Origin of the sequence: Streptomyces sp. NPDC096324, from assembly GCF_044763015.1 — a bacterium.
GTDB lineage: Bacteria > Actinomycetota > Actinomycetes > Streptomycetales > Streptomycetaceae > Streptomyces.
The window spans coordinates 547,743-567,292 of the sequence record NZ_JBIWFK010000003.1 but is presented as its reverse complement, the minus strand read 5'-3'; the positions used below and the strand labels follow the sequence as shown (position 1 = coordinate 567,292).

The 19,550-nt window shown below is 70.3% G+C and carries 17 protein-coding genes and 1 tRNA gene; 2 read left to right on the top strand and 16 right to left on the bottom strand.

Features of this window, described 5'->3' with window-relative positions; all coding sequences use genetic code 11:
* Positions 1–241: 241 nt before the first annotated feature.
* The 8 genes from ACIQ7M_RS09840 to ACIQ7M_RS09805 form a co-directional block, all read right to left on the bottom strand.
* Positions 242–475 carry a hypothetical protein gene (locus ACIQ7M_RS09840; protein WP_355774604.1) on the bottom strand — a complete coding sequence of 78 codons (234 nt, stop codon included), beginning with the start codon at positions 473–475 and terminating at the stop codon, positions 242–244.
* Between the two features lie 639 nt (positions 476–1,114).
* Positions 1,115–1,187 (bottom strand) — tRNA-Ala (locus ACIQ7M_RS09835).
* A 117-nt stretch (positions 1,188–1,304) separates the two neighbouring features.
* A complete protein-coding gene (locus tag ACIQ7M_RS09830) occupies positions 1,305–1,988 on the bottom strand; it encodes a histidine phosphatase family protein (protein WP_355774601.1) in 684 nt (227 codons plus the stop codon).
* Positions 1,985–2,428: a ribosome silencing factor gene (gene rsfS / locus ACIQ7M_RS09825; protein WP_403641845.1), complete on the bottom strand. Its 444-nt coding sequence runs from the start codon at positions 2,426–2,428 to the stop codon at positions 1,985–1,987. Before rsfS ends, ACIQ7M_RS09830 begins: the two co-directional genes overlap by 4 nt.
* A 126-nt stretch (positions 2,429–2,554) precedes the next feature.
* A complete protein-coding gene (locus ACIQ7M_RS09820) occupies positions 2,555–4,438 on the bottom strand; it encodes a LytR C-terminal domain-containing protein (RefSeq protein WP_403641842.1) in 1,884 nt (627 codons plus the stop codon).
* A gap of 17 nt (positions 4,439–4,455) precedes the next feature.
* A complete protein-coding gene (gene nadD / locus ACIQ7M_RS09815; RefSeq protein ID WP_386977403.1) occupies positions 4,456–5,187 on the bottom strand; it encodes a nicotinate-nucleotide adenylyltransferase in 732 nt (243 codons plus the stop codon).
* A 68-nt stretch (positions 5,188–5,255) separates the two neighbouring features.
* Entirely contained in the window at positions 5,256–5,417 is a 162-nt protein-coding gene (locus tag ACIQ7M_RS09810; protein ID WP_355774590.1) for a hypothetical protein, read from the bottom strand.
* A 186-nt stretch (positions 5,418–5,603) separates the two neighbouring features.
* Positions 5,604–5,795, bottom strand: a complete 192-nt coding sequence (locus ACIQ7M_RS09805) for a hypothetical protein (RefSeq protein ID WP_403642250.1) — start codon at positions 5,793–5,795, stop codon at positions 5,604–5,606.
* 70 nt (positions 5,796–5,865) lie between these two features.
* Between ACIQ7M_RS09805 and ACIQ7M_RS09800 the strand changes: the two genes are divergently transcribed.
* The gene (locus tag ACIQ7M_RS09800; protein WP_403641838.1) at positions 5,866–7,035 is read left to right on the top strand and encodes a M48 family metallopeptidase; all 1,170 of its coding nucleotides are present in this window, start codon (positions 5,866–5,868) and stop codon (positions 7,033–7,035) included.
* 163 nt (positions 7,036–7,198) lie between these two features.
* Here the strand turns inward: ACIQ7M_RS09800 and ACIQ7M_RS09795 are convergent, their stop codons facing one another.
* From ACIQ7M_RS09795 to proB, 5 genes are all read right to left on the bottom strand, one after another.
* The gene (locus ACIQ7M_RS09795) at positions 7,199–8,269 is read right to left on the bottom strand and encodes a hypothetical protein (protein WP_403641835.1); all 1,071 of its coding nucleotides are present in this window, start codon (positions 8,267–8,269) and stop codon (positions 7,199–7,201) included.
* A 123-nt stretch (positions 8,270–8,392) separates the two neighbouring features.
* A complete protein-coding gene (locus ACIQ7M_RS09790; protein ID WP_403641832.1) occupies positions 8,393–9,037 on the bottom strand; it encodes a hypothetical protein in 645 nt (214 codons plus the stop codon).
* Between the two features lie 210 nt (positions 9,038–9,247).
* On the bottom strand, positions 9,248–10,534 hold the full coding sequence (locus ACIQ7M_RS09785; protein ID WP_355771252.1) for a glutamate-5-semialdehyde dehydrogenase: 1,287 nt from the start codon (positions 10,532–10,534) through the stop codon (positions 9,248–9,250).
* Positions 10,535–10,595: 61 nt separating this feature from the next.
* Positions 10,596–11,054 (bottom strand): hypothetical protein, encoded by a 459-nt coding sequence (locus ACIQ7M_RS09780; RefSeq protein ID WP_389839706.1) that lies wholly within the window; start codon positions 11,052–11,054, stop codon positions 10,596–10,598.
* Positions 11,055–11,339: 285 nt separating this feature from the next.
* Complete coding sequence (gene proB / locus ACIQ7M_RS09775; protein WP_355771260.1) at positions 11,340–12,446, bottom strand: glutamate 5-kinase; 1,107 nt, start codon at positions 12,444–12,446, stop codon at positions 11,340–11,342.
* A gap of 307 nt (positions 12,447–12,753) precedes the next feature.
* Here proB and ACIQ7M_RS09770 point away from each other — a divergent pair, with 307 nt between their 5' ends.
* Positions 12,754–14,103: a polysaccharide pyruvyl transferase family protein gene (locus ACIQ7M_RS09770; protein ID WP_403641829.1), complete on the top strand. Its 1,350-nt coding sequence runs from the start codon at positions 12,754–12,756 to the stop codon at positions 14,101–14,103.
* Positions 14,104–14,164: 61 nt separating this feature from the next.
* Here ACIQ7M_RS09770 and ACIQ7M_RS09765 read toward each other — a convergent pair whose 3' ends face one another.
* The 3 genes from ACIQ7M_RS09765 to ACIQ7M_RS09755 form a co-directional block, all read right to left on the bottom strand.
* Positions 14,165–15,334, bottom strand: a complete 1,170-nt coding sequence (locus ACIQ7M_RS09765; RefSeq protein ID WP_389839702.1) for a glycosyltransferase family 2 protein — start codon at positions 15,332–15,334, stop codon at positions 14,165–14,167.
* A gap of 288 nt (positions 15,335–15,622) precedes the next feature.
* Positions 15,623–17,719, bottom strand: coding sequence for a hypothetical protein (locus ACIQ7M_RS09760; RefSeq protein ID WP_403641826.1), 2,097 nt, complete (start codon positions 17,717–17,719; stop codon positions 15,623–15,625).
* A 167-nt stretch (positions 17,720–17,886) separates the two neighbouring features.
* Positions 17,887–19,386 (bottom strand): bifunctional cytidylyltransferase/SDR family oxidoreductase, encoded by a 1,500-nt coding sequence (locus ACIQ7M_RS09755; protein ID WP_355771240.1) that lies wholly within the window; start codon positions 19,384–19,386, stop codon positions 17,887–17,889.
* Positions 19,387–19,550: the final 164 nt, after the last annotated feature.

Below are 19,550 nucleotides of genomic sequence, written 5' to 3'. Positions count from 1 at the left end.
GTGGTCGCCGGCGGGCGACGGCCAGGGGTCTGCCGGACCGCAACGCCCAGGGGATGCCACGCCCGGGGGATGCCCGAACGTGCGGCTGGACGCGGCCGGACGCGGCTCCTGGCGGGCTTCACCGGCCTCGTGGCGGCCTCGTGGACCTCCGGGGCACAAGAAGGGCGCGGAGGATGCACGGAGGCCGTTCCAGGGCGCGGCCGCGGTGTCCCCGCTCGCGCGGACGCGCGGTGGCGGGGAGTCAGGCCGTGACGAACGAATAAAAGCGCTTGAGGGTGCAGAGTTCATCGAGGAGCCGTGCGTAGATCGGCTCGCCCTCCAGCTCGCGGTACGTCTCGATCGGGTCGCCTTTTATGATCAGCGCCCGCGCGCATTCCTCGCACCAGTACTGGTAGTCGTGGTTGACCGGCTCCATGTCGCGGACGATCGGCGTACCACTGCCGCACCAATCGCATTTCCGCCTGTGCGCACCCATCAGTCAGCTCCAGCAGTGGCCGCAGGCCGTGCACACGTAAGAGATTCCACCGTTGTCACCGAGAACCTGGGCGACGTGGACCGATCCGCAGGAAGGGCAGTCAAGGAGGTTGGCTTTCATCCTGTTCGGTGCCGCTCCGAGGAGATCGTGGACCTCCTCGAGGATGCTGGCAGGCATCGCTACTCCCTCCCGTCGGGCCGCGCCCCCTTCCGGCCGTTTGATTCTGCCACGGCCGGAGCAATACGGTCAGCGACGCCTGCGTACCAGTCCGGACACGGGCCCCCGGTGCGGCTCCGGCGACCGGCGCATACGAGCACGCCAGGAGCGCGTCCGCAAAGGTATACGCCCCAGGGGCCCCAAGTGACTCAAGCGGGTTCGAGAAGAGTGTGCCCAAGACCACGGCGCCCACGGGCCGGGAGAGGGTGCGCGGTCCTCGACGGTGTCACGGTCGCCGCCGGCGGCGACGCCCCCGGCGGGTCCACGACGCGGCTTTCGGCATCGATCCGCCCAACTGCGCCCGCTTCGGCACATTCTTCGGAGAAACGGCCCCAACTCGGCGATGAACAACGAAAAATCCCGCCCCCTTACGGGAACGGGATCTTTCATCACTCTGTCCGACAACTCGAGAGAGTCGATCTGTGGAGCTAAGGAGAATTGAACTCCTGACCTCCTGCATGCCATGCAGGCGCTCTACCAACTGAGCTATAGCCCCTTGCGTTCTTCCCGCCCTGCGGGCCGAACAAGAAGAACTTTAGCCTGCGACCAGCCGGAAAGTGAAATCCGGTCCCTCCGGGCCCCCGCGGCCGGACGGAGAGCCGCCCGGCGCGCCTCAGTCGTCGTCGCCGAGGACCGGTTCCGGCAGCGTGCCGGCGTTGTGCTCCAGGAGCCGCCAGCCGCGCACGCCCTCGCCGACGACGGACCAGCAGCAGTTGGACAGGCCGCCGAGGCCCTCCCAGTGCCGTGACTCCAGACCGAGCAGCCGGCCGATGGTGGTGCGGATCGTGCCTCCGTGGCTGACGACGACGAGGGTGCCGTCGTCCGGGAGCTTGTCCGCGTGCCGAAGCACCACGGGGGCCGCGCGGTCGGCGACCTCGGTCTCCAGCTCGCCCCCGCCGCGCCGCACCGGCTCACCGCGCTTCCACGCGGCGTACTGCTCGCCGTGGCGGGCGATGATCTCCTCGTGCGTCAGCCCCTGCCAGACGCCCGCGTAGGTCTCACGCAGGCCCTCGTCGTGGGTGACGTCGAGGCCGGTGAGGGCGGCGAGCTCGGCGGCCGTGGCCGCGGCGCGCTTGAGGTCCGAGGCGACGATGGCGTCGGGCTTCAGGGAGGCGAGCAGCCGGGCGGCGCGCCGGGCCTGCCCGATGCCCGTCTCGGTCAGCTCGACGTCCGTGGAGCCCTGGAAACGGCGGTCCACGTTCCAGGAGGTCTGGCCGTGCCGCCACAGGATGACGCGACGGCCCCTGCCCGGCTTCGCCTCTCGCGCGCCGGCGGCCCCGCGGGCCTCGGCGGTCACCGCAGCTCCTCCACGCCGGCGGAGTCCTCCTCGGCCTGGAACTTGGCGTGCTCGGCGGCCTTGCCGCGGGTCGCCATGGCCTCTTCGGGCAGGTCGAGCTCCGGGCAGTCCTTCCACAGCCGCTCCAGGGCGTAGAAGACACGCTCCTCGCTGTGCTGGACGTGCACGACGATGTCGACGTAGTCGAGCAGCACCCAGCGGGCCTCGCGGTCGCCCTCGCGGCGCACCGGCTTGGCGCCGAGCTCCTTGTTCAGGCGCTCCTCGATCTCGTCGACGATCGACTTGACCTGACGGTCGTTGGGCGCGGACGCCAGCAGGAAGGCGTCGGTGATGGAGAGAACATCGCTCACGTCGTAGGCGATGATGTCGTGCGCGAGCTTGTCGGCGGCCGCCTGTGCGGCGGTCTGAATGAGCTCGATGGAGCGGTCCGTGGCGGTCACTACGCGGCTTTCCGTCGGCGGTCGGTTACGACTCAAGGGTCTCACGGACCGCCGAGGACACCCCACGCGTTTCTCCGGCCACGCCCCGGGGACGGCCCCCGGGGCGTGATGCCGGTCACCCGCGGGTCACCCCTTCGGACTGCTGATGATCTTGTAGTCCTGGCCGAGGACGACGGACACGTCCGCGTTGCCGTTGGCCTTGCCCTTCTTCACGCTGCCGGTGGGCAGCCCCAGAGTCTTGGCGACCTCGACCGCGTCCTCCTTCTTCGCGGCGTCACCGTAGGTGATCGAGGACACGCTCCGGGCGGCGGCGGAGGTGCCGGAGTCCAGGAACGTGTAGCCGCCGTTGACCAGGGCGACTCGGGCCTGGCCGGTGGCCGCCTTCTGGCCGGTGGCGTTCTCGATGCCGACGCGGACCGCGGAGCCGGCCTCGGGGCTCTTCGCCGTACCGCCCAGGACGTCCTTGATCACGCTGTTGGAGGTGCTCGCGGTCAGCGTGCCGTCCTGCTGCACGGGCAGCAGCGCGGTCTTGTAGTCGCCGCCCTTGGCGAGGTCGGCGAGCTTGGCGAGGAAGGCGCCGAGGTCCTGGTCGGTCAGGGACGGGTCGAGGATCTGGGCCAGGGTCTGCACGGTGGTGGTCGCGGCCTGCTTGTCCGAGGACAGCTTGCGCATCACGCCCTGCATGACCTGGCCGAACCGCTGGAGCTGCGCGTTCTGGGCCTCGTCCGGGGCGCGGTAGGTGGCGTAGGCGACGGCCGTCTTGCCGGTGAGGGTCTGGTCCTTGCCCTTCTTGACGAGCGGGGCCTCGCCTTTCTTCTTGGCGTCCGGGTCCGGCACGTCGGTGTCGGTGGTGACCTCGATGTTGCCGACGAGTTCGACGAGGTTGTCCAGGTAGGGGGTGTCGAGCCGCCAGGTGCCCTGGATGCTGGTGCCCAGCACGGTGTCGAGGGCGTCCCGCGTCCCGGAGGAGCCGTCCGAGTCGACGGACTTGGCGAGCGTGGTCGTCGAACCGTCGTCGTCCGTCAGGGCGAGGGAGTTGGGGAGCAGGACGGTGGTGCCCTGCTTGATGGTGGTGTTGTCGACGAGCAGGGCCGTGGAGGTGCCGCCGCCCTTGGTGTTGTGCAGGTGGACGACGATCACGTCACGCTTCTGCGCGGCGACGGGCGTCGTGACCCCGGGCTTGGCGTCCGAGGCGGTGCCGGGCAGTTTGCCCGCGTACCAGAGGTAGCCCGCGCCACCGGCCACGACCAGCGCCACGACGACGACCAGGGCGACGATCCGGCTGCGGGCGCGGCGCTTGGCCTCCTCACGGCGCTCGGTGCGGTTCTCGGTGAACTTCAGCCAGTCGATGACGTCCTCGGACTCGGTCTCCTGGTCCTCGACGAAGGCGAACTGCTCGGTTCGGTAGTCCCGGTCGGCCCCGGGGGCGTCGTCCCTCGCGGCCCCGGCCTGCTGCGGGATGCGCGCGGTCTGCTCGGCGACCCGGGGCTGCCGGCCGGTGCCCGCGGCGCCGGCCGTGTCGGCACCGCGCCCGTAGCCGTCGTACGGCGCCTGGGTGGTACCGCTCCCGCCGGGCCGGGGCGGCGTGTGGGTGCCGAACGGGTCGAAGGAGTCGCGCGAGGCGACGGACGGCTGCTGCCCGGTGTCGTAGGGCGACACGGGCTCCTGCCTGCCGGTGTCGTAGGGCGACACCGTTGGCTGCCGGCCTGTGTCGTAGGACGGCACTGTTGGCTGCTGGCCTGTGTCGTAGGACGACACCGTTGGCTGCTGGCCGGTGTCATAGGGCGACACAGGCTGCTGCCGACCCGTGTCGTAGGGCTGGACGGGTTCCTGACGGCCCGTCGCGTAGGGGTCGTAGCCGTAGCCCTGCTGCTGCCGGGCGTCGTAGCCGTCGTACCCCTGGGCGGGCTGCTGCGGGACCTGCCGGTACACAGGCTGCCCGTACTCGTCGTAGCCGACGAGCTCGTACGGCTGGTCGCCGCCCGCGTATCCGTCGTATCGGTCGTTCACCGGGTGCCCCTCTCGGCTCACTGGCCGCGGTACAGCTCACGCTTGTCGATGTAGCGCACCACACCGTCCGGCACCAGGTACCAGACGGGGTCGCCCTTGGCGACTCTCGCACGGCAGTCTGTGGACGAGATGGCGAGCGCGGGAACCTCGACCAGCGAGACACCGCCCTCCGGGAGTCCCGGGTCGGTCAGGGTGTGACCGGGCCGGGTGACCCCGATGAAGTGCGCGAGGGAGAACAGTTCTTCCGTGTAGCGCCAGGTGAGGATCTGGCCGAGCGCGTCCGCGCCGGTGATGAAGAAGAGATCGGCGTCGGGGTTGAGCGCGCGCAGGTCGCGCAGGGTGTCCGTCGTGTAGGTCGGACCGCCGCGGTCGATGTCGATCCGGCTGACCGAGAACTGGGGGTTCTCGGCGGTCGCGATGACCGTCATCAGATAGCGGTCCTCGGCCGGGGTGACCGCGCGGTCGGTCTTCTGCCACGGCTGCCCGGTCGGCACGAACACCACCTCGTCGAGGTGGAACTGCGCGGCGACCTCACTGGCCGCGACCAGGTGCCCGTGGTGGATCGGGTCGAAGGTGCCGCCCATGACGCCGAGCCTGCGCTTGCCCGGACTCGAGGGGCCGTTGCCGGGGCCGGTCACGGGGCGCTTCGCCGCACCGCCGGCCACCGCGCCCGCGCCGCCCGAGGCGTCGCCGACGGCGCCGCTCTCCGTGTCACTCGCCGGACCGGTAGGCATGTCCTGCTGTCCCATGCGTGCAGACCCTACCGGCCCGGTCGACGGGCTCCGGCCGACAGGGGCCCCGAGCGGGCCCGCGGGGCTCAGCGGTCGCGGTTGAAGCGCGTGGTGATCCACAGCAGCAGAAGCAGGATGAACAGGGCCCCGCCGCCGGTCAGGTACGGGCTGAGGCTCTCGTGGTTGCCCCCGTTCTCGCCCTCGGCGACGACGGTGACCATCTGTGCGGCGGTGTGCTGGAAGCTCATCTCGGCAGGACCTATCCAGTGTGTGCGGGATAAAGATGTCGGCCCATCGTATGCGGGCGCCCACACAGCGAACACGCCGACTCCGCCGTTGGGGAGGCCACCCGGTCGCCGGTCTCCCGCTCCGGCCACCGGTGTCCCGCTCCGGCCGTCCGTCCCCCGGCGGCAGCGCCCACCGGTCGTCGGGCGTCAGTCGTCGCGCTTGTAGCCGCGCAGCAGGAACCAGGCTGCGAAGACCACGCCGATGACCATGACGACCAGCACGACGCGGAGCAGATTGCCCGGACCCTGCTTGTCTGCCGCCGCGGCGGCTTCCGTGAGCCACGTGGCTGCGGGGATGTGCTCCATGTCGTACGACTCCTTCTCTGTACTGCCCGTCAACGGTATCTCCGCCTAGGCTGGGCTCTGCCTTGGGGGCACAGAGGGCAATCAGACGCACATGGGGGAACACATGTCCGACGGCGACCACGAGCGGAACGGGCACGAGAACGTGCCGAGCAGGCAGCGCAGGCGCTTCGAGGGGATCTCGTCCCGGGCCTACGAGCACCCGGCGGACCGCTCGGCCCTGGTGGCCCTGCGCAAGCTCAGCGGTTTCGACACGGTCTTCAAGGCACTGAGCGGCCTGCTGCCCGAGCGCAGTCTGCGGCTGCTCTTCCTGTCCGACTCGGTGCGCGTCTCGGACGCCCAGTTCGCGCACCTCAACGACATGCTGCGGGACGCCTGTTACATCCTGGACCTGGAGAAGGTCCCGCCGATGTACGTGAACCAGGACCCGCAGCCCAACGCGATGTGCATCGGCCTGGACGACCCGATCATCGTGGTGACCACCGGGCTCGTCGAGCTCCTCGACGAGGAGGAGATGCGGTCGGTCATCGGCCACGAGGTCGGCCACGCGCTGTCCGGGCACGCCGTCTACCGCACGATCCTGCTGTTCCTGACCAACCTCGCGGTCCGGGTCGCCTGGATCCCGCTGGGGAACCTCGCGATCATGGCGATCGTGACCGCGCTGCGCGAGTGGTTCCGCAAGTCGGAGCTGTCCGCGGACCGGGCCGGGCTGCTGGTCGGCCAGGACCTGCGGGCCTCGATGCGCGGCCTGATGAAGATCGCGGGCGGCAACCATCTGCACGAGATGAACGTGGACGCGTTCCTGGCGCAGGCCGAGGAGTACGAGTCGGCGGGCGACCTGCGGGACTCCGTGCTCAAGATCCTGAACGTGCTGCCGCGCACGCACCCCTTCACCGCGGTCCGCGCGGCCGAGCTGAAGAAGTGGGCGGAGTCCCGCGACCACCAGCGGATCATGGACGGCCACTACCCGCGGCGCGACGCGGACAAGGACACCTCGGTGTCGGACTCCTTCCGGCAGTCGGCGGCCAGCTACGCCAGCGACGTGAAGAACTCCAAGGACCCGCTGATGAAGCTGGTCAGCGACATCGCGGGCGGCGCGGGCGACCTCGGGGGCCGGGTGCGGCGCGGCTTCGGCGGCTTCGCGGGCGGCACACCGGGCGGCAGCCCCAAGGACGGCGCGGCCGGCGGGGACACCGGGGACGCGGGGGCCGACGGCGCCGGGCAGACGCCGCGTGAGGACGGCCCCGAGGACAAGGGCACCGACAGCCGGGACTGACCGCCCCACACCGGGGCACGCCGGACACCACCGGACGGCCGGACGCCACACCACCCGATCGCCGGATCGCGCCGCCCACCACCGGACGGCCCAGGATCACCGGACAGTCTCAGGCCGCCGGGTGCCGCCGCCCCCAGCCGGGCGGCGGCATCCGGCGGTCCGGCTACAGCTTCGGCTGCGCGCTCCCGGCCAGCGAACCGCAGACGGCCGTGGCGCTGCCGGTGGCGTACGGGTCGGTACCGGCCGGGCCGCCCGCCTTGGCCGTCTCCCCCGCGAGCAGCGGCCGCAGCCGGCTCACCGAGTCGTCGGAGCAGGACAGCGGTCCGGCCTGGACGTAGGACACCGTCAGTTCGGCCTGGTGCATCCGCAGGTCGTCACGGTCGAAGCGGAAGGTCAGCTCGCGCCGGACGGTGAACAGGGAGGCCTTGGCCTGGGCACTCGCGCCGGCCGGCTTCAGCGCGTAGACGAAGGTGTGGTCGGCGACGACCTCCAGGGTGTTCGCGTCGGTCTCGGCCGCCTGGAGGGTGCCCTGCACCCGGATCCCCTTGTCGGCGAGCCGCGTCCGGGTCGCGTCGAAGCGGATCAGCCAGCCGGTCGGGGCGTGCCTTCCGTCGGCGGCCGGGTGCTCGAAGCTCCGGTCGAACTGGTCGAGCTGCCGCGGGTCGAGCAGGATCCGTACGGGCCGGGTGGCGCCCCCGGTCAGGACGCTCGGGTCGAGGGACGACTCGACGAGGTAGTCCTTTGCGGTGGTCAGGGCGGTGACGACCTGACTGTCGGAGAAGTGCGCGGTGCGCCGGACGGCGGGCAGGGTGATGCCGTCGGCCCCGGTACGGAACTGGGCGGCGGGGCTGCCCGTGTACAGCGCGTCGGCACTGGCCGAGCCGGGGACGGCGGTCCGGGGGGCGAGCGGGATCACCGTCATGCGCAGCGGTTCGGCCGACCGGGTGGCGGGGGTCGTCGGGTACGGGTGGCGTACGCCCATGTAGATCGCGGTGCCGAAGGCCATGGCTATCAGCAGGACGAGGATCAGCGCCTGCCGGGACAGTCCGCGATGAAGGGGCGCGCGGCGGCGTACGGCCGGGCTGTGGTCGGCCATGCGTTCCTGTGCGGAGAACTCCTGGAGGCGGGCAGCGCGGACGAACGACTCGTCGAAGACGACGGATCGGTACTCGTCCTCGCCACCGACGGGAGCACCCTCGGGTGTCCCCTCAGGTGGGTCTCCAGGCCCGCCCATACCTTCAGAGTAGGTCTCCCGGGGCTCCGGTAAACGCTGTGGTGCGCGACAAGTTCTGACAGGTTCCCACCATGACCGTCACGCTGTGCGACGGACGTCGGCGCTCCGGCGGCGGGACCGGTGTCAGGGTGTCCGCGGCACCGCGGACACCGTCGGCCGGGGAGGGCCGACCGAGGCGGCCGGGCCCGGTCCTGTGAGCTTCTCCCGGCCCTGTTCGAGGCCGGAGGAGGCGGGTGAGGGGATCTGGTCCCGGCTGCCGGAGGAGGAAGCGCCTCGGTAGACGGCCGTGAAGGCGAGGGCGACCATGCCGACGCCCATGACGAGGGCGAGGAGCCAGGCGACGGGACGGTGCCAGCGGGTCTGCTTGCCGTAGGGCCGGCCGTACGGTCCCGGGAAGCCGCGGCGGCCCTCCAGGACCTCGGAGTCGTCCGGGTCGTCCAGGTCGGGATCGTGCGCGAAGTCGCCGTAGCCGTCGGGGCCGAAGCCGTCCTCGTAGCGCTCGTCGTCGCCTCGGGCGCCGCGGGCGTGCGTGCGGCGCGCCTCGGCCTCGGAGGCCTCCGCGCGGGCCTGGGCCGCCGCGAGCAGCCGCTCCACGGCGGTCGGCTCGTGGAACGCCGCCGCCCGTACGAAGTCCTCGTCGAAGACCACGGAGGCGAACTCTTCGTCCGCGCCCCCGCGGTCGTGGTCGTCGTCGGGCTCCCAGCCGTCAGGGAACGGCGTGCCCCCCACGTCCTCCGGCACGGATCCAGAGTAGACCTGAGGGGTCAATTTGGGCAGACGGTACGGAAATTCGTCCGCAGGAGGGGCGGCGCCTCAGTGGACCGCGGGCCGTGAACCGTCCACCGCGCGCCCCGGCGCCCGGCACCGCGCCACCCGTGCGCCCCGGCGCTCTCCGGGCCGGGACGGGGCCCGTACGGCCGTGCGGGGCCGCTTCCGGGTCCGGGGGCTGCGGGTGGGGCCCGGGGCCCCACCCGGGTCTCAGCGGCGGATGTGGCCGTCGCCCGTGACGATGTACTTGGTGCTCGTCAGCTCCGGCAGTCCCATCGGGCCGCGCGCGTGGAGCTTCTGCGTGGAGATGCCGATCTCGGCGCCGAAGCCGAACTGGCCGCCGTCGGTGAAGCGCGTCGAGGCGTTCACGGCGACGGTCGTGGAGTCGACTAGCTGGGTGAAGCGGCGGGCGGCCTGCTGCGAGGTGGTGACGATGGCCTCGGTGTGGCCGGAACTCCACAGCCGGATGTGCGACACGGCCTTGTCGAGCGAGTCGACGACGGCCGCCGCGATGTCGTAGGAGAGGTACTCGGTGTCCCAGTCCTCGGCCGTGGCCTCGACGACGGTGGCCTTGGAGTCCTTGGCGAAGGCGAGGACCCGCTCGTCGGCGTGCACGGTGACCCCGGCGTCCGCGAGGGCGTCCAGGGCGCGCGGCAGGAAGGCGGCGGCGATGTCCTGGTGGACCAGGAGCGTCTCGGCGGCGTTGCAGACGCTGGGCCGCTGGGCCTTGGAGTTGATCAGGATGTCGACGGCCATGTCGAGGTCGGCCTGGGCGTCGACGTACACGTGGCAGTTGCCGGTGCCTGTCTCGATGACCGGGACGGTGGACTCCTGGACGACCGTGCGGATCAGGGAGGCGCCGCCGCGCGGGATGAGGACGTCGACCAGGCCGCGGGCGCGCATCAGCTCACGGACCGACTCCCGGCCCTCCCCGGGGACGAGCTGGATGGCGTCGGCGGGCAGTCCGGCGCCGCCCACGGCGTCGCGCAGGACCCGGACGAGGGCCGTGTTCGACTCGTAGGCGGAGGACGAACCGCGCAGCAGGACCGCGTTGCCGGACTTCAGGCAGAGGGCGGCCGCGTCGACGGTCACGTTCGGGCGGGCCTCGTAGATGATGCCGACGACGCCGAGCGGGACGCGGACCTGGCGCAGGTCGATGCCGTTCGGAAGGGTGGAGCCGCGGACGACCTCGCCGACCGGGTCGGGCAGTGCCACGACGTCGCGGACGTCGGAGGCGATCGCGCGCACGCGCTCGGGGGTGAGCGTGAGCCGGTCGATGATGCTCTCGCTGGTCCCGGCCTCGCGGGCCTTGGCGATGTCCTTGGCGTTGGCGGCGACGATTTCGCTCGTACGGACTTCCAGCGCGTCCGCGATCGCGAGCAGCGCGTCGTCCTTCTCGGCCCGCGGCAGAGGCGCCAGGTCGGCGGCGGCGGACTTCGCGCGATAGGCGGCCTGGGCCACCGGGGACATGGAGTCGTACGGCGAGAGCGTGGTCATGGGGGAAGGGTAGTGCGCCCGGTGGGGCGGTCCGGCGGTCGTCCCATTCGGCGAGACGGGCTCAAAAGGGATGAACCCCGACAGGGGTCGCGGGCAGCGGTCCGTACCCCTCGGCGATCCGCTGGTGGTAGGTCTCGCGGTCGATGACCTCCAGGCCGACGATCTCCCAGGGCGGGAGTTGGGCGGTCTGGCGGTGCTCGCCCCACAGGCGCAGCGCGACGGCCGCCGCGTCGTGCAGGTCGCGGGCCTCCTCCCAGTAGCGGATCTCCGCGTGGTCGTTGGCGTACCGGCTGGTCAGCAGGAAGGGGTGGTCGTGGGCGAGCTGTTCCAGACCGCGTCGCACCTCGGTCAGCGGGGCCTCGCCGCCGGACACGCTCAGCGTGACGTGCCAGAGCCGGGGCTGGTCGGCGGGCTGCTCCCCGCTGTAGGTGTCGCCGGCGGCGACACTGGTCAGGGCCCGCTCCTCGCCCAGCGCGCGGGAGGCGGTACCACCGCGGGACGCCGCCACCCCAGGGCGCACTCGTCTCACGACGGCCTCCTTTACCCGATGGTCGTACCGAATCCCGGACTCTCCCTGCCACAAAGTTGAGCAGGTGAGAAGCCGCCGTGTGGCGGTTTTACGGAACGTCCACCGGTGGGGGCGGGGGATTCGGCCATTTACGGATGTAGTGGACAGCTGTTTCGGCGAGACGCCTGGGACGCCGGTACCGGGGCCGGGCGGATGGGGCCGCCGTGACATCCACCGGCCGGGACGCGTGTCTCACGAGCGTGCCCGGCAGGACGCGCGTTCCACGGGTGCGGCGGGCTACGGGTTCAGCAGGACGAGGTCGTCGCGGTGCACGACCTCGCGCTCGTACGCGGGGCCCAGTTCGCGCGCCAGCTCCCGGGTGGAGCGGCCGATGAGCTGGGGGATCTCCTTGGCGTCGAAGTTCACCAGCCCCCGTGCGACGGCCCGGCCCGTGCCGTCGCGCAGCTCGACCGGGTCGCCCGCGGTGAACTCGCCCTCGACGCCCGCGATGCCCGCGGGCAGCAGCGAGGTGCGCCGCTCGACGACCGCGCGCACGGCGCCGTCGTCCAGGGTGAGCGCGCCCTGCGGGGTGGAGGCGTGCTGGAGCCACAGCAGCCGGTCGGCCGACCGCTTGCCGGTGGCGTGGAAGAAGGTGCCGGTGTCCCGGCCCGCGAAGGCGTCGGCGGCGTGGACGGCGCTGGTGAGCACCACCGGGATGCCGGCCGCGGCGGCGATCCTGGCGGCCTCGACCTTGGTGACCATGCCGCCGGTGCCGACGCCCGCCTTGCCCGCGCTGCCGATCTCGATGCCGGCGAGGTCGGCGGGCTCGCGCACCTGGGCGATCCGCGAGGTGCCGGGCCTGCCGGGGTCGCCGTCGTAGACCCCGTCCACGTCGGAGAGCAGGATCAGGAGGTCGGCGCGTACGAGGTGGGCGACGAGGGCGGCGAGGCGGTCGTTGTCGCCGAAGCGGATCTCGTCCGTGGCCACCGTGTCGTTCTCGTTGACGACCGGAAGGGCGCCCATCGCGAGGAGCTCGTCCAGGGTGCGCGAGGCGTTGCGGTGGTGGGCGCGCCTGCTGGTGTCGTCGGAGGTGAGGAGCACCTGCCCGACGCGGATGCCGTAGCGCGCGAAGGAGGCGGTGTAGCGGGCCATCAGGAGGCCCTGGCCGACACTGGCCGCCGCCTGCTGGCGGGCGAGGTCCTTGGGTCGGCGGCGCAGTCCGAGCGGCGCGAGGCCCGCGGCGATGGCGCCGGAGGAGACGAGGACGATCTCCTTCTCGCCTCCGTCACGCGCCTTGGCGAGGACGTCCACGAGGGCGTCGACCCGGTCCGCGTCGAGGCCGCCGGAGGCGGTGGTGAGCGAGGAGGAGCCCACCTTGACGATGATCCTGTGGGCCCGCGCCACAGCGTCCCTGTCGGCGTGCGTCTCCGTCTGCCTTGCCGCTGCCACCTGCGGTGTGTCCCCTCGCGTCGGTCCCGGTGCCCCACCCCGCAATCTACGCGAAGGGGGAAGAGGCCGACCGGTCGTTCCAGCAGGCGGACGCTGCTGCGTAGTCGCACGATCACGAGGTGCGTACGGTGAAAAGGTTGTACGGGTTCCACATAGAAATAAAAGACCATGCAAAGTTAACTTGAACCTTGTGTCATCTACTGTTCCCCCCGTGAAGCGCATCCTCCTGAGGTCCGGAAAAAGCCCGTACGACGTCGTCTCCATGGAGCAAGCCCTCCACCAGGACGTCATCGCGACCAACGCGGGCAATCTGATCTTCAGCGACGCCGCGCACAAGATCCTCGAAACACCTCGCACCGAGGTGGTCTCCAACGGCATGCGCACCGACGTAGCCGCGGCAGGCCGCATCAACGAGGAGTTCGACGCCTTCGTCATCCCGCTGGCCAACGCGTTCCGGCCCTCGTTCGAGGTCCCGCTCAGGCGGTTGACCCGGCTCATCGGCAAGCTGAAGATCCCGGTGATCATCCCGGGCGTCGGCGCGCAGACCGGCCTGAACTACGACCCCGCGCGGCTGAAGGCGATCGAGCCCGCCGTGCGGGAGTTCGTCTCCGCGGTGCTCGACCACAGCGCGTCCATCGGGGTGCGGGGCGAGTTCACCGAGAAGTATCTGCGGGACATGGGGTTCAACGACGTCGAGGTCATCGGCTGCCCCTCCCTGTTCATGTACGGCGACCGACTCGACGTGCAGAAGCGGGCGGACGCGCTCGGGCCCGAGTCCCGGATCGCGGTCAACGGTTCGCACAGCGCGATGCGGAATCAGGGCCTCGACCCGATCGTCAGGAACGCCCACGCGCGCTACCCGCACCTGCGCTTCATAGGCCAGAACCTGTCCGACGCACGGCAACTGCACTGGCGCGACCTGTCGGATCCGAACGGCAAGGTGACCGCGATGCCCACGCATCCGGACCACCCGATGTACCGGGAGGACAAGGTCCGCGTCTACGTCGATCCCGTCACCTGGATCGACGATCTGCGCGAGTTCGACTTCTCCTTCGGCTCCCGCATCCACGGGAACATCGCGGCGCTGCTCGCCGGCACCCCCGCGACGGTGCTGTGCGGCGACTCCCGCACGCTGGAACTGTGCCGTTACTTCGACATCCCGCACCGGCCGATCACCAAGCTGCCCGCGGACCTCGACCCGGCCGAGCTGTACGCGGAGGCCGACTTCGGCCCGCTGCTCCGCGGACACCAGGAGCGCTTCGAGCGTTTCACCGGGTTCCTGACCCGCAACGGCCTGGAGAACACCTTCACGCACGGCGACGGGGGTGCGGCCCACGAGGAACGCGTCCGCTCCCTCACCTTCCCGCCCGGCGCCCGTCCCTGGAACGACGCCGACATCGCCTCCCTGACCACGCGCTTCGGCTGGCTCCAGAGCCGTCTCACCGAACTGTCCACGGAGAACGTCCGTCTGAAGCGGGAGCTGACGAAGGCACCCAAGGCGTCCAAGCCCGTCCCGCAGCCGGTGGCCGCGCCCGGACGCTCGGTCTACCGGCTGGCACGCCGCGCGGTGGGCCGGCCCTTGCGCAAGGCGTTGCAGTCGGGCCGTCAGTAGACAGGAGGGCACTCTCCGGGCGGCCGTCTTCGCGACGGACGCCCGGAGGTACCTCAGGGGCTCAGGCTGCCCAACGCCATGTCCCGAGCATCCGACGGGCCCGTGGCCCGAGCACCCGCCGGGCCACCCGGCGCAGCCGCGGGAATCGCGCCGGACCAGGCTTGAAGCCCTCGATGGTGGCCGTTTCCCGGGTCGTCGGGAGGTAGCAACTGTCCGGGATGCCGGCGGCCGGGTCCCGGAAGTGCGGGTAGGCGAGGTAGGCCTTGCGGCCACGGGAGTCCAGCACCATCGTGGGAGCCTTCTTCGCCTTGACGAACTCCACCACGTCCCGGAGGAGATCGCCCCGGCCCTGAGCCACCAGATGCAGTCGCAGCCGCTCGTTGACCTTGAGCCGGGCGGCGACGCCCTCGCCCCAGTGGGCGTCCATCAGCGGCTTGGCCAGGTCGAGTTTGTGACGCCACTGCTCGTCGGTCTGCTTCAGCAGGACCGGGCCGAACTGCGGGAGCAGCGTGATCAGGAACGGTCGGACCATCAGGCTGTCGCGGCGCGGCCCGGCGGGTACCAGCTCGGCTATCAGGCCCATCAGGGCGCGGGCCGAGTCGAAGCGCAGGGTGTAACTGCCGCTCTTGGTCACGTGCTTGCCGTCGTCACGGCCGACCAGGTGGTAGCAGTCGTGGTCGGCGACCACGGAGACGCCGTCGGCGCGGAGATAGGCCTCCATCGTGAACAGCGCGTCCTCGCCGGTCTTCAGCGACTCGTCGAAGACCATCCCGTGCCGAGTCAGTAAGTCACGGCGGAAGAGCTTCTGCGCGCTGAGCGTGAACTTGATGTTCGAGGAGAAGACGTCGGTACGGGGCTGGTTCTTGCCCCACATCGATTTGGGAGCCGTCCTGTTGACCCCGACGACCTTGCCGAGCACGACGTCCGTGCCCTGTTCGTCGGCCATGGCGACCATGCGCTCCAGGGCTTCGGCGCCGAAGTAGTCGTCGGCGTCGAGGAAGAAGACGTAGCGCCCCCGCGCCTTGCCTAGGCCGACGTTGCGCGGACCGCTGGGGCCGCCCGAGTTGGCCTGCCGGACGACCGTCACGGACATGGCCGCCCGCTCGGCGAACTCCTCCAGATACTCCCCCGTGCCGTCCGTGGATCCGTCGTCGACGGCGATGACCTCGATGCGTTCGGGGCCGAGCGTCTGGTTCTCCACGGATTCCAGGCACTTGACCAAATACGGCATCGCTTCGTACGCGCCGATGATGATCGAGACATCAGGCTGCGACACGTTCCCCCCTTGCTCGGAAAGTGTTACAAGAACATTTCCCGCTATTACCTCAATCGCTGCCTAGAAGACGGTTGGAAGGGCAATACGGTTGCCCCCGCCAACTCATTCCGTGACTCAGATCACAGGAAACGGTGGGTGGCTCAGTCGCGAAGAGGCGGAGAAGAATGGTGGTACGCGCAAGAAACGGGCATGGCCCCGGGGATTCCTCCCCGGGGCCATGCCCGCTGGTGCGTGCGGACCGGATCAACCGGTGACCGCGGCTCCGTCCGTCTCGCCGGTCACCCGCTGGCCGGGCAGCGCGGCCGCGAGGTTCACCGCGGCGGCGGAAGTGCCGTTCTTCTGGCCGAGGTTGCGCCGCTCGGCCTGCCGCGCCAGCTCCCGGACCGCGGAGTTGAACTGGTCGATCGAGGCCGGCTCGTCCGGTCCGAGCAGGTAGCGCTTGAGCTCCTGGCGGCCGGTGGCCTGCGCGTCCGCGGCCGGGTCGATCACCGCTTCGAGCAACTCGCCGAGCTCCGCGGCGGAATTGGACAGGATCACGGCGCCGCGCACCGCGGTGTTCTGGCGCTTGAACTCCTCGGCACCGAGCTCCGCGGAGTCCGTGACGGCGTACGGCTTGCCGCTCGCGATGAAGTCGGAGACCACACTGGAGATGTCCGAGACCATCGCGTCGGAGACGTTGAAGCAGTCGTACAGGCGCGGTTCGGCACCCGTGATGACGCGGTGCTCGGCGGTGCCGAAAGAACGCCAGTAGGCGTCGTTCCACTCGGTACGCAGCCGGGCGACCTCGGTGTGCAGGGCCATGTCGATGAGGCCGTCGCGCGTGGCCTCGGCCTCGTCACCCGTCTCCCCGGAACCGGTCAGGACCGCGATACGGGCCTCGACACGGACCAGTTGCTCCTTCGCCGCCGCCTGTCCGGCGACGTCGGGCGCGAACTGCGGGTTGGCGGCGCGCCCGGCGCCCGCGGCCTCGACCAGCGCGGTGATCCGCTGGTGCGCGGCCTTCGCCGCCCCGCTGCGGGTTCCGGTGAACGGGTGCGGCTTGTAGAGAACGCGGACCGGCGGCTCGGCCTCCAGCAGGGAGCGCACGATGTTCTCGCCCGCGAGCAGGATCGAGGTGTTGCCGGGGTTGTCGTCCCAGCCCTCCCAGGTGGGGGCGTACAGCACGGTCGGGATGCGGCCCTCGGGCACACCCTTCCAGGTCTTGATCGGGGCCAGCTGCGGGCGGCCGACCTCGACGATGTCGTCGTCACGGACGCCGACGTCGGCTATCGCGTAACGGTCGCGGCCCGCGCGGCCCGCGGTCCACACCTCGTCGTAGACCTTGCTGAACGGGTTGACGCTGGCGAGCTTGTCACTGTCGCCGTGGCCGATGAAGACGTGCTTGATGGTGGGCACGCGCAGCATGTGGATGTTCTTGCCGACGTTCGCCGCGTAGAGCGCGACCCGCACGGTCGACAGGTCCATGTTCATCAGGTGCACCCCTCCGGGCACGCAGATGACCGGCACCGTGGTGGGCGCCATGCACTCCAGGATCGCCCGCTCGCGAAGGATGATCAGCGGCCGGGTGTCCAGCTGCTCCATCGTCTCCAGCCACATGTTGACCTGGTAGGCGGAGTCCTTGGAACCCGAGAAGTAGAGCACCGTCTCCGGACGGTACGCGCGCAGCCAGTCGTCGAGGGCCGCGAGGACCTTGTTGGCGTTCGGCGGGATCTTCCGGCCGCGTACGAACGGGACGATGGCCACGACGTAGCCGAGGGCCAGGAGCAACGTCACCGCGATGCCCGCGAAGCCGTAGACCTTGACGTCGGTCGCCCCGGAGACCAGGAGGCCGACGACGGCCGCCAGGTCGAGGTGGAGCATCTTCTCGGTGGCCCGGGAGAGCAGCCGGCGCGGCGGCGCGTCCGGGATGCGGACACGCGGGCCCAGGTCGACGTTGCGGGCGGCGATGGGCATCTTGCGGCGCAGATCGATCAACGTGACCAGCGCGGCGTGCGGTGCCTGGAAGCCGTAGAAGGCCAGGAAGCACGCGATGGCCGCGTTGAAGACCATGCTGTCGGACAGGTCGAGTCGCGCCAGGAGCAGGACGAGCAGCAGCTGCCGGATCAGGAACCTGATGGACAGACCGGCCCGCACCTTGCTGAGGCGGTTGACCAGGTAGCTGCCACGCCGGTGCAGATAGTGGTCCGCCAGGTACGTCACGGCGGCCGCGGCCGCGAAGGCGCCCACGTTCGGCAGGAGCGCGGCAAGCATCAGGCAGGGGAAGCCCAGCATCATGAGGGCCGCCGCTGCCAGCTCGGCCGCGCTGCCCACCCGGGCAACGCGAATAGCGGTGGAAATCACGGAGAAACCTGCTCTTGAGGGGTGAGTGCCGGTTTGATACCAAAAGTCCTTTTGGTATCGATATGAACTAAAAGCGAAAAGCGAACTCTACGGATTCAGGCCCTTGTGAATACGCGGTGAACACGTGGACACAAAGGCCTGAATTCCGAAAGTCTATTCTTTTGTGATTATGCCACGCCGTCCTGGCGGTCCAGGACACTGGCCAGCGCCGCCTCGAAACCGGTGGCGCGGCCCGCGCCGGCCGTCGGATCCTGCTGGCGGACGTCGATGACGTGACCGGTCAGTTCGGAGAGCAGGACGTCCAGCGAGGTCCGCGCGACGGCCTCGGAGGACAGCAGCGAGCCCGCGGGCTCCTGGCCGAACGCCTTCGTGCGCATGGGGGTCGCGGTGCGCTCGGGGTTGATGCAGTTGACGCGGATACCGTCGCCGGCCCACTCGTCGGACAGCGCCTGGGTGAGGTTCACCATGGCGGCCTTGGTGGAGGAGTAGAGGCTGTACTCGGCACGGCCACGGGTGTAGCTGCTGGAGGTGTAGAGCAGGAGCTGGCCCTTGCTCTCGGCCAGGTACTTGTACGAGGAGCGGGCGATCTGCACCGGGGCGAGGTAGTTGACCTTCAGTGCTTCCTCGATGGTCGCGTTGTCCGTCTCGGCCAGTTTGCCGATGCGCAGCACGCCCGCGGTGTTGATGACGTAGTCGATGCGCCCGGTCTCCGCGTACGCCGTGGAGAGCGCGTCGTCGACCTCCTCGGGGTTCTCGACGTGCGTGCCGGTGGTGGAGCGGCCGAGCGCGTACGTCTTCGCGCCGTAGCTCGCGGCGAGCTCGGCTATGTCCTTGCCGATGCCGTACGAGCCGCCGAAGACGACGAGGGTCTTGCCGGTGAGCAGCTCGCGGTAGGCGGCCTCGTCGGCCTGCTCGGGCGCGGTGGTGGAGGCGAGCTGGAACAGCTTGTCGGCGATGAAGACGTCGACGGGCTGGGTGACCTTCATGTTGTACTCGTCGCCCGCCACGACGTGGATCGGCACGTCCGGCAGGTACTTGAGCACGACCGAGCAGTCGTCCGTGGCCTGGAAGTTGGGGTCGTCGGCCGCGACCTGGTAGGCGCGCCGGATGGTGGACAGCTTGAACGCCTGGGGCGTCTGGCCGCGGCGCAGCCGGGAGCGGTCCGGGATCTCGGTGATGAACTCGCCGTCCTCGCCGTGGGTGCGGGTCACGATGATCGTGTCCGCGGACGGGATGGCGACGTCGACGGCCTGGTAGCGCTCCAGGGCCGTGACGCAGTCGTCTATGACGCGCTCGGACAGCAGCGGGCGCACGGCGTCGTGGAACAGGACGTTGGCGTCCTCGCCCTCGGCCAGGCCCTCGCCGAGGGCGGCGATGGCACGCTCGGTCGTCTCGTTCCGCGTCGAGCCGCCCTCGATGACACGGGTCACCTTGGTGAAGCCCGCCTTCGCGACGATCTTCTCGACGTCCGGCACATAGCCGGGGGCCATGAGCACGATGATGTCGTCGATCGAGTCGGCCTGTTCGAAGGTGGTCAGCGTGTGCTCGATGACCGCCTTGCCGGCGATCTTCAGCAGTTGCTTCGGAATCGACAGACCCACCCGCTGACCGGTGCCGCCGGCCAGGATCACTGCGGTGGTACGGGGCTTGGCAATGTGCTCAGACACAGGTGACCTACCTTGGGACGACAGGGAACCCGGGAATGGTCCCACCTACGGTTACTGCCATGCAAGGTGAGCGCCGCCTGCCGCATATGTGCGCGCAACCGGCTATTCACCTTGCATGCAGGCTACTTCGAGGACCCCGGACGAATTGTCCGGATTTGCTGTGA